The 12769-nt window shown below is 52.9% G+C and carries 10 protein-coding genes; 3 read left to right on the top strand and 7 right to left on the bottom strand.

The genetic code is table 11. The features are described from left to right. Positions 1-19 precede the first annotated feature (19 nt). From EPIR_RS03455 to rpiB, 3 genes are all read right to left on the bottom strand, one after another. A complete protein-coding gene (locus tag EPIR_RS03455) occupies positions 20-1060 on the bottom strand; it encodes a 4-hydroxythreonine-4-phosphate dehydrogenase PdxA (RefSeq protein ID WP_023653913.1) in 1041 nt (346 codons plus the stop codon). Positions 1061-1099: 39 nt separating this feature from the next. Continuing rightward, positions 1100-2386 carry an MFS transporter gene (locus EPIR_RS03450; RefSeq protein WP_023653912.1) on the bottom strand — a complete coding sequence of 429 codons (1287 nt, stop codon included), beginning with the start codon at positions 2384-2386 and terminating at the stop codon, positions 1100-1102. 294 nt (positions 2387-2680) lie between these two features. Continuing rightward, positions 2681-3154, bottom strand: coding sequence for a ribose 5-phosphate isomerase B (gene rpiB, locus EPIR_RS03445; RefSeq protein WP_023653911.1), 474 nt, complete (start codon positions 3152-3154; stop codon positions 2681-2683). Positions 3155-3474: 320 nt separating this feature from the next. Between rpiB and EPIR_RS03440 the strand changes: the two genes are divergently transcribed. From EPIR_RS03440 to EPIR_RS03430, 3 genes are all read left to right on the top strand, one after another. After that, on the top strand, positions 3475-5217 hold the full coding sequence (locus EPIR_RS03440) for a dihydroxyacetone kinase family protein (protein ID WP_023653910.1): 1743 nt from the start codon (positions 3475-3477) through the stop codon (positions 5215-5217). Positions 5218-5219: 2 nt separating this feature from the next. Then, the gene (locus EPIR_RS03435) at positions 5220-6026 is read left to right on the top strand and encodes a triose-phosphate isomerase family protein (RefSeq protein ID WP_157037490.1); all 807 of its coding nucleotides are present in this window, start codon (positions 5220-5222) and stop codon (positions 6024-6026) included. Between the two features lie 74 nt (positions 6027-6100). Then, positions 6101-7063: a sugar-binding transcriptional regulator gene (locus tag EPIR_RS03430; RefSeq protein ID WP_023653908.1), complete on the top strand. Its 963-nt coding sequence runs from the start codon at positions 6101-6103 to the stop codon at positions 7061-7063. A gap of 111 nt (positions 7064-7174) precedes the next feature. Here the strand turns inward: EPIR_RS03430 and EPIR_RS03425 are convergent, their stop codons facing one another. The 4 genes from EPIR_RS03425 to gcvT all read right to left on the bottom strand — a co-directional run bounded on the left by EPIR_RS03425 (position 7175) and on the right by gcvT (position 12431). Beyond that, positions 7175-7918 (bottom strand): SDR family oxidoreductase, encoded by a 744-nt coding sequence (locus tag EPIR_RS03425; RefSeq protein WP_023653907.1) that lies wholly within the window; start codon positions 7916-7918, stop codon positions 7175-7177. A gap of 75 nt (positions 7919-7993) precedes the next feature. Then, positions 7994-10855: an aminomethyl-transferring glycine dehydrogenase gene (gene gcvP, locus EPIR_RS03420; protein WP_048696798.1), complete on the bottom strand. Its 2862-nt coding sequence runs from the start codon at positions 10853-10855 to the stop codon at positions 7994-7996. A gap of 68 nt (positions 10856-10923) precedes the next feature. Continuing rightward, entirely contained in the window at positions 10924-11310 is a 387-nt protein-coding gene (gene gcvH / locus EPIR_RS03415; RefSeq protein ID WP_023653905.1) for a glycine cleavage system protein GcvH, read from the bottom strand. 23 nt (positions 11311-11333) lie between these two features. Beyond that, a complete protein-coding gene (gcvT, locus tag EPIR_RS03410) occupies positions 11334-12431 on the bottom strand; it encodes a glycine cleavage system aminomethyltransferase GcvT (protein ID WP_023653904.1) in 1098 nt (365 codons plus the stop codon). Positions 12432-12769: the final 338 nt, after the last annotated feature.

Here is a 12769-nt window from a genome sequence, read left to right as displayed (position 1 = left end):
GATAAATCCGCTGACTTTGTCACAGTACAGCACCCGAAATAGCGTCAACGCCGTCGGTGCGATCCTGTGCTCCTTTCGCCATTCGCAACGTCAACAGGAATGCCTGCTCGAAGGCTGAAGGCGAAGCCAGGTTTTTCCCGTAAATATTATATGCTGTACCGTGGTTGGCGGTCGCGACCGGCACGGGTAACCCTCCCTGCACTGTTACACCGCGCTCAAAACCCAACATTTTCAGCGCAGTCGCAAACTGGTCATGGTACATCGACACAACAGCATCGAGCTTTTCCGTCTCCATCGCTTTCCAGGTGGTGTCGGCGGGGTAAGGGCCAAACACTGCGATCCCCCGTTTACGCGCTAACTCCATCGCCGGCTTGATGATGGTCTGTTCCTCGTCGCCAAACAGGCCATTTTCACCACCATGCGGATTCAACGCCTGGACAGCAATACGTGGTTGGGTAAAACCCGCCTGGCGTAAAGTGCGATCCATAAGGATGATCGTATCCAACACCCCCTCTAAGGAGAGGTTGGAGACAATGTCTTTGAACGGAATATGTGACGTAGCACGCCCTGCCCAGGTGTTATCCACGATATTCACTTCACAACAGAACGCTTTCCAATCCAACTGATGCGCAAACCAATGCAGTTCGTCGCTGTATTGCAGGCCGCCGAGGTGCATAGCCTGTTTGTTGAGAGGAGCAAAGCAAATAGCCTGTGCGATACCGCTTTGAGTCAAATCCAGCGCTTTGCGGAGTGTCTCGAGAATGTACACTCCACTTTGCTCTGTGGCTTCACCATATTTGAATGGTAGCGGATGGCTACAGCGATGATGCAGCAGAAGCGTTTCGCCTGGCTGGAACTGTGCATCCTGCGGGCCGAAGATCTCCCTCCACGGAAAACAGCAGCCAGCGATATCCATTCCTTTTTGCAATTCATCGCGATCGGCGACAATGATGATATTGGCCTGTTGACGCAGTTCATCGCGAGATAACACTTTGGCCACCAGTTCAGGTCCGACACCGGCAGGATCACCGAGGACGAGGGCAATGACGGGTAAAGGCATACAGACTCCTCAATTGACTTGTATAAAAGATGGTGTTGATTACAACCCGGACAAAGTGCCTTCCAGCGCGTGATTTGCCTGTAACGGGATATCCGGACGCATAAAGAAAGTCAGCACGATGCCAAACAGCAGCAATACGATGGAACCATAGAAAGGGAGGCTCCAGTCGCCAGTCTTATCTATAATAATACCAAACAGGATCGGTGAAATAATCCCGGCTACCGCTGACCCGGCATTCATTAGCCCGCTGGCAATACCGACATGCTTAGGGGTAATATCCATCGGTATCGCCCAAACAGGACCAATGGTAAGTTCAAGACAGAAGAAGGCAACCCCCAGACAGAGCGATATGACCGTCAAAGAAGATGAATTAATTACCGGAATTAATAACAACAGCGCACTAAGAAAACTGAAAATAATCACATTACGACGCGCCGCTACAACATTGCGCGTGCGTTTGTAAATATAATCACTGACTACTCCGCCAACCATATTTCCCAATACACCGAACAAAAACACACCGGAGGTGAAAAGTGCCGATGATTTAATATCCATTCCGCGCCCGTTCATAAAGAACATGGGTAACCAGGTGAAAAATAACCAACCGGTCCAGCCATAGCAGAAATACACCCCCATGGTCGGCCCCATTCGCTTCAATAATGCGCCCCATGGCGTCGGTTCAGTGGTTTTCTCTATAACCTGGCTATCAGCTGGCGGTATCTGTTCCAGTTCATCCTTACTCAAATCATTATATTGATGTGGCGTATCGCGGAACCAGAGGATCCATAATGCCAGCCACACCGCCGTTATCAAACCCATGGCGATGAAAGAGAACCTCCAGGAATGCGCCAACACCAACAAAGCCACAATAGAAGGTGTCACTGCATTGCCAAACCGCGAGAAAGCATGGGTGATCCCTTGTACAAAACCGCGCTTCTCTTTTTTGAACCAAAAGGTGATGGCTCGTGCCTGAGACGGTAGAGCGGCTCCTTCCCCGATCCCCAGCAACAGGCGGCTGAGGAACAACGAAATGAAACCTCCGGCAAAACCAGTGCAAATAGTGGCAATAATCCAAATGCTGCCGCAAATAATAATCGTGTTTCGTGCTCCAAAACGGTCGCAGAACCAACCGCCTATTATTTGAAACACCAGATAAGTATAAGCAAAAGCGGAAAAAACAATCCCTAACTCGGTATTATCCAGACCGATTTCCTCTTTGATCAGCGCGGCTGAAGCGGAAAGGTTAACCCGGTCGACATACATTAAAAAAGATAATGCACAAAATAACGCAAGAACTTTAGTACTTTTATTTTTCATCAGATTCATAAACGTATCCTGCAGTCATTATGGATGTCCGCCTGTTGGTGCCTCAACGGCACCAACGTTCGAAATATCCGCGAAGCTAATCTATTTTAAATGAGCGTCAATCGCATTCACTCAATTGACGTTATAAATGTCCGGAGAATGATATTCTTATTCCCAGCCCCTGGCGTTTCTGTCATTAGATGATATAGGCACCTTTATGGTGACCATGCAAGATAGCGATGATCTGCCCACACTCAGCAACCACGGTGGCAATTTTTAGTTTCTCGATAAACTGCCCGTTGGTTTAGCCTGTGATCAGGAATTCACACCAGCGTCTGGGTCAGCGATATTGTCGTAATAATCGATGCGCTGGACTTTATGCGCGGATCGGTTCGCTTCAAACTCAGCGTTTAGCCAGGTATCAACCAGCATCAACGCCAACTCGGTACCTATAACGCGTGCTCCCATCGTCATTATTTGCGCATTATTGCTTTTGCGGGCACGGTCGGCAGAGTAGGCGTCGTGGCACTGTGCTGCGCGCACGCCTTGTACTTTATTCGCTACAATCGCCATGCCAATACCGGTACCACATAGCAAAATACCGCGCTCAAACTGGCCCTTGCGGATCGCTGAAGCCAGTGTGAATGCAATATCAGGGTAGATCTGCTCATTGTCAGCAATGTCATGACTAAAGTCAGTGACGTCTATATTTTTTGTTCTCAGATGTGCCTTTATCTTATTTTTCATGTCAGTGGCGGCATCATCTGCGCCTATCGCTATCTTCAACATCTCATCTCCTCCCGTTCCCGAACCCGCTCACATGTTTAAAACACAATCATATGAACAAACATATGTGAAGCCAATACTATTATCATCGATCAATAAAGTAGCAACACACCCATAGCAACTATGTCTAACAAGAAAATATGCACCATAGAAGCTTTTTTTTTGGCTGGGATGACAAATTATCGAAAACAAAGAATGTGATCACATTTTCACTAAATGAACATTTGAACAATTCAGGTGATTGCATATACTCCGTTTGATCGGCTTACCAGCCACAACCGTGCCGGACTGATGTAACGAAGAAACTTTCGGAGAGCAAAAGAATGACCTGGATATTCAATGAGTCGTCAGAGTTTGCCCAAGAGATGGTATCGGGTTTTGTTAACGTGCATTCTGCGTTAGTACGCCAGGTATCTGGAGGTGTGGTGCGCAACACCAAAAGCAAGCCAGGCAGCGTAGCTGTCATCATAGGTGGTGGATCCGGGCACTATCCGGCGTTTGCCGGACTGGTGGGTCAGGGGCTGGCACACGGCGCAGTGCTGGGTAATGTGTTCGCATCACCCTCAGCACAACAGATTTATTCCGTCGCCCGTGCCGCCAATAACGGTGGCGGTGTCTTGTTGGCATTTGGCAACTATGCGGGTGATGTGCTGCATTTTGGCCGGGCTTGCGAGCGGCTACGCAGCGAAGGAATTCCGTGTGAAACCATTGCTATCACCGATGACATTTCCAGCGCTACGCCGGATGAAATGAGTCGTCGCCGAGGTGTTGCTGGCGATCTGGTGGTATTTAAAATAGCCGCCGCCGCCGCAGAACGGGGGGACTCACTGGCGGACGTATTAGCAGTAGCGCACGCAGCGAACCAACAAACCCGGACACTGGGAGTGGCCTTTTCCGGCTGTACTTTACCGGGAGCAAAACAGCCGTTGTTTAGTGTTCCAGCCGGTATGATGGCGCTGGGTATGGGGATGCACGGCGAGCCGGGGATCAGCGAAATTCCGCTGCCTTCGGCTAAAAACCTTGCCAATATGCTTGTAGAATCGCTGCTGACCGAACTTCCTGAGGGAGTTATGCAACCGCGAGGGGCACGCATTGGCGTAATCGTTAACGGCCTCGGTTCGGTAAAATACGAGGAACTCTTTGTTCTTTGGCACAATGTTCAACAGTGCTTAGTACCGAAAGGGGTAAAAATTGCCGACGTTCAGGTGGGAGAATTCGTCACCAGCTTCAATATGGCGGGTATATCACTCACCTTTATTTGGTTTAATGATGAGTCGCTCGAAAAGTTGTGGCTGGCTCCAGCCAACTCGCCGGCGTTCTGTCGCAGCTCTGTTCTGTCTTACCAGCCACTAACCGACTTCCATCAAAGTGCAGTGACGGAGCGGTCTGTCCCACGAGGTTCACCAGCCTCACGTCAAACGGCTAATTGCATCGTGGCCATCATTAATGCCCTGACGAAAACGCTCATCGACAACGCTGAAGAATTGGGCAGAATTGATGCTGTAGCAGGTGATGGCGATCACGGCATGACCATGAAGCGAGGAGCTATCGCTGCTCAACGTGCGGCTCTAAACGCGCTGCAACAACATGCCGGTGCCGGTTCAATGTTACAAATTGTAGGGGATGCCTGGGCTAATGATGCTGGCGGTACTTCCGGTGCCATTTGGGGGGTGATACTGAATACTATAGGTTCCGCCTTGGGTAATACTGACAAGCCGGATGCTGCTGGCATTTCAAATGCTATTGTTCAATCCTGCCATGAGGTTATGCATTTCGGTAAAGCCAGGCCCGGCGACAAGACATTGGTTGATGTGTTGCTGCCTTTCAGTCAGGCATTGGTGGAAAATGTGAATCGCAAAATGCCACTGGCAAAGGCGTGGAAAGCGGCAGCAGAGGTGGCACGTCAGAGCGCCCAGCAAACGGCGCAATTGCTGCCGCGTATCGGCCGGGCACGCCCGCTGGCTGAACGCAGCATCGGTTCGCCAGATGCAGGTGCCATCTCTTTAGCATTGATGGTAGAAACCGTTAGCACCTACCTCAGCGAATGCGCGGCCTTAGAGGAATAAATGTGAAAAAAACGGTGATCCTGGGCGTCTCTCACAAAATGTATTTCGGTTGGCAGCAGACGCTGGATTGGTGCAGCGAGGTTGCCTCGGCATTACCCCCCGGGTCTGAGTCCACGGGGTTGGAGTTGTTTACCTTGCCAATGACACCAGCGTTGTCGATAGCGATAAAGACGTTTGCCGGCACGCCGATGGGCGTGGGTGCGCAAAACATGTCCGAAGAACCACCAGGTGCCTGGACTGGGGAAACCAGTGCTTCTTTTCTTGAGGAAATGGGTTGCCGTTATATCGAACTGGGTCATGCCGAAAGGCGGCGCCATTTTGGTGAAACGGTTGAAACTATAGTACGAAAGTTGAAGCTGGCTCTCATCCACCATTTAACCCCAGTGATTTGCATCGGTGAGCTGGAGCAAGTTAGCGCACAACGGGCAGCCCACATCGCCATTGCCCAAAGCCAGGAATTGCTGAATACATTGGGCAAACCACTCGAGTCGCCGATTATCCTGGCCTGGGAGCCACAATGGGCCATTGGCGCGTCAGCGCCAGCCAGCGATGGTTACATTCGGGAAGTGTGCAGCACTCTGCGCCGCCATCTGCAACAGCAATATGATATGCAGGTGCGAGTGATATACGGTGGCAGTGCCGGTCCAGGACTGTTAAGCCGCCTATGGCCCGATGTCGATGGTCTTTTTCTCGGGCGGTTCGCTCATCAGCCCTCAGCCTTTTCAGCTATCCTGGATGAAGCACTGGCCATCACAGCTTCTGGCATGCCCTCGTCTTGTCATCCGGCAAACAGCTTGAAACACAGTTAAATGGTAATCTGTTATACTGCAGAACAAATATTCGTTACTTAATATAGTGTTAGTTTCGCGGAGATCGTAACCAGATGGCTAAAACCAACTCTTCTCAGGACTATGAGTTACTTACTGAGCTTGCTATCGCCTATTACTGCGATGAAGTGACTCAAGAAGAAATAGCCAACAGGTTTGGGATTTCTCGTATCAAAGTCGGGCGTCTTCTTAAGAAAGCTAAAGAAGAAGGTATTGTTGAAATTAACGTTCGCTATCACCCGGTATTTAGCACAAACCTTGAAAAACAACTAAAAGAACGTTTTCCCGTCAGCCGGGCGTTAATTGCCCTGGACAATCAGGATGAAGAAGAGCAGCGACGCCAGGTTGCCGCACTGGTGTCTAATTATTTAGCTAATGTGCTGCGGGATAATATCGTGATCGCCGTTGGTCAAGGCAGAAATGTGGCGGCGGTGGCGGAATACTCAGGCTTAATTCAACCTAAAAACTGTCGTTTTATCTGCGGTATTGGCGGTACTCACCGACCCGGTGATGTCATTAATGCCGATCATATCAGCCGATTATTAGCAAAAAAGTTTGGTGGCAGTAGCGAATCACTCTATGCACCGGCCTATGTCGAAGATATTAACTTGAAAAAAGTTTTGCTTCAAAATGGCACTATCAATGAAACTCTGGAACGGGGCCGTAAAGCAGATATCGCGCTGGTAGGCATTGGCGATATGAATGAGGACAGCTATATGGTCAAGTTGGGGTGGTTTACACCGCAAGAAATAAACGATGCCAGCCTTAATCAAGGTGTGATTGGCGATATTGCCGGTTATGATTTTTTCAATGCTCATGGAAAACATGTCAATACTGTAATGGATAATCGCGTGATTGGATTAAATATAGAAGAGCTACGTCATATCCCTTGCGTCATTGCCATAGCGTCTGAAAACACCAAAGCCCTGGCAATTACTGGCGCACTACGAACAGGGGTAATTGATATTATAGCCACTAGCGCACGGAATGTCCGCACAATATTAAACTTCAGCCAATAATATAGCGTGATTTTTAATGCGTGACCGCCCATCGCTTTTTATATATTTCAATCAATGAGGTGCAACCCTGATTTTTAATATCATTAACACGTTACGGGCGAGCGCTGCTTTTCATCGTCCTCCCGCAGCATCAACGATCGACCCGGTAATATAAGAGGCGTTATCACTCAGCAGCCAGGCGATGGCGTGGGCGACCTCTGACGGCTGACCACCGCGCTGCATCGGAATAGCAGCCGCAACGCGATCTACCCGCTGCGGCTCTCCGCCATCGGCATGCATCTCGGTGTAAATAAATCCCGGTCGCACGCCATTAACCCGGACGCCCTGCGCCGCGACCTCCAGTGATAACCCTTTAGTCAGGGTATCCATTGCACCTTTCGAGGCGGCATAGTCGACATACTCACCAGGCGCACCCAGCCTCGCGGCGGCCGAAGAGACGTTGACAATCGCCCCGCCTCTGCCGCCGTGATGGTACGCCATACGCTTCACCGCCTCGCGGCAACAGATAAAACTGCCGGTGACGTTAGTCGCAAACACCTGGTTGATACGCGCGGCGCTTAGCTGCTCCAGCGTGGCCTGCTGAAACAGTATCCCGGCATTATTCACCAGTGCGGTAAGTCGTCCCGGCTGGCGGTCAATGCTGGCAAACATCGCCACCACTTCGTCCTCGTTGGAGATATCGGCCTGAATGGCAAACGCGCTGCCGCCCTGCCGTTCAATCTCCTGTACGACTTCATCAGCTGCGTCAGCACGCCGGGCGAAATTGACCGCAACATGCCAGCCCTGTTTCGCCAGCAGTATTGCGGTCGCCCGGCCTATGCCGCGACTGCCCCCGGTGACCAAAGCAATATTCATATCAGTACCTCACTAAGAAAAGGGTTGAGCGTAAAAATCGCTCAACCCTTATACCGCAGTTTGCATCAGCAACGATTACTGATATTCGCTTAGCGGCACACAGGAGCAGAACAGATTGCGGTCACCGTAAACATCATCCAGGCGTTTCACCGTCGGCCAGTATTTATTTGCACTGCCTGCGGGGAACACGGCAAGCTCACGCGTATAGGGATGGCTCCACTCGCCGACAATATCCTTCTGGGTGTGCGGCGCATTGACCAACGGGTTATCGGCAGCGGGCCATTCGCCGTTCGCCACGCGATCGATCTCACTACGGATCGCCAGCATGGCATCAATAAAGCGGTCAAGTTCGACTTTGCTTTCGGATTCAGTCGGCTCCACCATCAGGGTGCCCGCTACCGGGAATGACATGGTTGGCGCATGAAAACCGTAGTCGATCAGGCGCTTGGCAATATCCAGTTCGCTGATACCGGTCTGCTCTTTGATCGGGCGGATATCGAGAATGCATTCGTGCGCCACGTGTCCATCGCGCCCGGCATACAAAATCGGATACGCCGACTGCAAACGGCGGGCAATATAGTTGGCGTTAAGGATGGCCACCGAGCTGGCCTGCTTCAACCCTTCCGCGCCCATCATGCGGATATACATCCAGCTGATGGGCAGTATCGAGGCGCTACCGAACGGTGCGGCGGATACTGCGCCCTGCGCGGTCAGTACGCCTTCCAGCTGCACCACGCTGTGCCCCGGCACAAACGGCGCCAGGTGCGCTTTGACCCCGATTGGCCCCATGCCCGGCCCGCCACCGCCGTGAGGAATGCAGAAGGTCTTATGCAGGTTAAGGTGCGACACGTCTGCGCCAATATAACCCGGCGTGGTGATACCCACCTGAGCATTCATATTGGCACCGTCCAGATAAACCTGGCCGCCGAACTGGTGGACGATCTGGCAGACCTCACGAATGGTCTCTTCGTACACGCCGTGAGTTGACGGGTAGGTGACCATGATGCAGGAGAGCGCCTCTCCCGCCTGCCCGGCCTTATTGCGCAGATCGTGCAGGTCAATATTGCCCTGTTTATCACAGGCGACAACCACCACCGTCATCCCTGCCATCTGCGCCGAAGCCGGGTTTGTCCCGTGGGCCGAAGCGGGGATCAGGCAGATATGGCGAGAGGATTCATGACGACTTTCGTGATAACGACGAATAGCCAGCAGCCCGGCATATTCGCCCTGAGCGCCGGAATTTGGCTGCATGCAGAGCGCATCGTAGCCGGTCAGCTGTATAAGCCATTGAGAGAGCTGGCCGATCATTTGCAGATATCCACCCGCCTGCTCTGCCGGGCAGAACGGGTGCAGCTCGGCGAATTCTGGCCAGGTGATCGGGATCATCTCTGCCGCCGCGTTGAGTTTCATCGTGCAGGAGCCCAGCGGGATCATCGCCTGATTCAGCGCCAGGTCTTTACGTTCCAGGCTGTGCATATAACGCATCATCTCGGTTTCGCTATGATGGCGGTTAAACACCGGATGGGTGAGGATCTCGTCCTGACGTAGCATGTCCGCCGGGATGGCGTTCGCATCGGCATCCAGCGCCTCAATGCTTAACCCGTGCTGCGCGCCGAGCAGGATGGAAAACAGCGCCATCACGTCCTCACGGGTGGTGGTTTCATCCAGCGTAATGCCGACCGCATTGAGCAGATCGCTGCGCAGATTGACGCCAAAACCGTGTGCGCAGTCGAGTACCGCCGCTTTATCCGCCACCTCTACCGTCAGGGTATCAAACCAGCTGCTATGACGCAGCTTCAGCCCAGCCTGCTGCAACCCTGTGGCGAGAATATCGGTGAGACGGTGAATGCGGCTGGCAATACGCTTCAGGCCAGCCGGACCATGAAATACCGCGTACAGGCTGGCGATATTGGCTAACAGCACCTGCGAGGTACAAATATTGGAATTGGCCTTCTCACGGCGAATATGCTGTTCACGCGTCTGCATCGCCATACGCAATGCGCTGTTGCCCGCCGCATCACGCGAGACGCCGATAATACGTCCCGGCATCGAGCGTTTATGTTCATCACGCGCGGCAAAGAAGGCCGCGTGCGGGCCGCCGTAGCCCATCGGTACGCCGAAGCGCTGCGCGGAGCCGAAAACAATATCAGCCCCCTGACTGCCCGGTGACCGTAATAGCACCAACGTCATAACGTCGGCGGCCACGCTCACCACCACTTTGCGGCTTTTCAGCGCGGCAATCAGCACGCCGTAATCATGCACTTCACCACCGGTTCCCACCTGCTGCAACAGCACGCCGAAAACGTCTTCCAGCTCCAGCACTTTCTCCGCTTTATCCACCAGCACCTCAAAACCGAAGGTCTGCGCACGGGTACGCACCACGTCCAGCGTCTGCGGGTGAATATCATCAGCCACAAAGAAACGGTTGGCGTTTTTCAGCTTGCTGACGCGCTTCGCCATCGCCATTGCTTCGGCGGCAGCGGTAGCTTCGTCTAACAGTGAAGCGGAGGCGATATCCAACCCGGTCAGATCCAGGGTTAGCTGCTGGAAGTTGAGCAGCGCCTCAAGGCGCCCCTGTGAAACTTCAGGTTGATAAGGCGTATAGGCGGTGTACCAGCCGGGATTTTCCAGCATATTGCGCAGGATCACCGGCGGCGTCAGAACCGGGGTGTAACCCATGCCAATGTGGGATTTATAGCGCTGATTTTGTGCAGCAATCGCCTTTAACTCGGCCAGCGCCAGATGCTCGGTCAACGCTTCGCCAATCGGTGGTGGGCCGGGAAGCTGGATGTCGGCAGGCACAATCGAGCTAATCAAATCGGTCAGAGACGCAGCACCAATGGCGTGCAGCATAGCCGCCTGCTGCTCCTGCGACGGTCCGATATGGCGTTCGATAAAGGCTCCGTGGTGTTCAAGCTGGCTGAGTTTCTGGTTCATGGGCGGTCAATCCTGCATGGGACGGGTGAAACGGAGCGCGGGGTTCGAGCCGCGCCGTGGTGACAAAGCTATTCAGCGATCGCTGTCTGGTAAGCCGCAGCGTCCAGCAGGGTTGCCAGCTCGCTCTCATCGCTGGCCTTCATACGGAACAGCCAGCCGTCACCGTACGGGGCGCTGTTGACCCGCTCCGGCTCCGATGCCAGCGCACTGTTGACCTCGATGATTTCGCCACTGAGCGGGGCATAAATATCCGAGGCCGCTTTTACCGATTCTGCTACAGCACAGTCGTCGCCCTGGCTGTAGTGATTGCCCACTTCAGGCAAATCGACAAACACCATGTCGCCAAGCAGCTCCTGTGCATGCTCGGTAATGCCTACGCTGTAGCTGCCATCCGCTTCTTTGCGCACCCATTCGTGGCTGTCGCGGTATTTGAGTTCATTCGGTACATTGCTCATTGAAATATCTCCGGGAGACAAAATTAGTGCGTAACCGGTTTACCGGCGCGGACAAAAACAGGTTTGGTCACGGTTACCGGCATGGCGCGGTTGCGGATTTGTACCACCGCCTGTTCGCCAATACCGGCCGGGACACGGGCCAGGGCAATGCTGCACCCCAGTGTCGGAGAGAACGAACCGCTGGTGATTACGCCTTCAACCATGTTGCCGTCTGCATCGCTGAAGCGCACCGGAAGCGCGTTACGCAGCACCCCTTTTTCAGTCATAATCAGACCGACCAGCCGTTCCGTCCCTTTGGCGCGCTGCATCTCCAGCATCTCGCGTCCGATAAACTGGCGGTCTGACGGTTCCCAGCCGATGGTCCAGCCCATATTGGCGGCCAGCGGGGAAACCGTCTCGTCCATCTCCTGACCGTACAGATTCATACCGGCTTCAAGGCGCAGCGTATCGCGTGCGCCAAGCCCGGCGGGCTTGACTCCGGCGGCCAGCAGCTGCTGCCAGAGTTCCGCCGCCTGCTCATTCGGCAGGGCGATTTCATAACCCGGTTCTCCGGTATAACCGGTGGTGGCGATAAACAGTTCACCCGCCTGCACGCCAAAGAAGGGTTTCATCCCACTGACGACATCACGTTGGGCATCATCAAATACCCTTTGCGCTTTTTGCTGCGCGTTAGGCCCCTGCACCGCGATCAGCGACAGATCGTTGCGCTCAGTCAACTCAACGCCGTATGCCGCCGCATGCTGTGCGATCCACGCCAAGTCCTTCTCACGCGTGGCAGAGTTCACCACCAGACGGAAAAAATCTTCGTGGATAAAGTAGACGATAAGATCGTCGATCACCCCGGCAGAGGCGTTCAGCATCGCGGTATACAGGGCTTTGCCTGGCTGGGTCAGTTTGGCGACATCATTTGCCAGCAGATAACGCAGAAACTCACGGGTGCGTGCGCCATGCAGATCGACAATGGTCATATGAGAGACGTCGAACATACCGGCATCACGGCGTACCGCATGGTGTTCATCCATTTGCGAACCGTAGTGCAACGGCATCATCCATCCATGAAAATCCACCATCCTTGCGCCGCTGGCCTGGTGCTGTGCGAATAACGGGGTTTGCTGGGTCATATTCTTCCTGTGGCTGATATCCGGTTGCTGGCAGCGCCTGTTACCGCCATCGGCGGCCGGGCGCAAACGTTATCCTTACGCTGAACTTATCACCGAATTTGCCCATTAACCATAAGGTAAACGAGGTTGAATCCAGGTGAAGGCAAAATGCACCGCCGTTGAGTTTCTAGTTTTTTTTCACTGGAAAAACGCGAATTGACGCACATAAATGGCAAATATCCCTTTAAAAAGCAGTTCAAAAACAAAGGATTTATGCGTACCTAATAAAAAATGACTGCATGGAGGCGCTTATGACATTATTTAAACTAATGCGAATAATCAGGTAAGATTAGAATATT

The organism is Erwinia piriflorinigrans CFBP 5888 (genome assembly GCF_001050515.1).
Classification (GTDB): domain Bacteria; phylum Pseudomonadota; class Gammaproteobacteria; order Enterobacterales; family Enterobacteriaceae; genus Erwinia; species Erwinia piriflorinigrans.
This window is presented reverse-complemented; position numbering and strand designations above follow the sequence as displayed.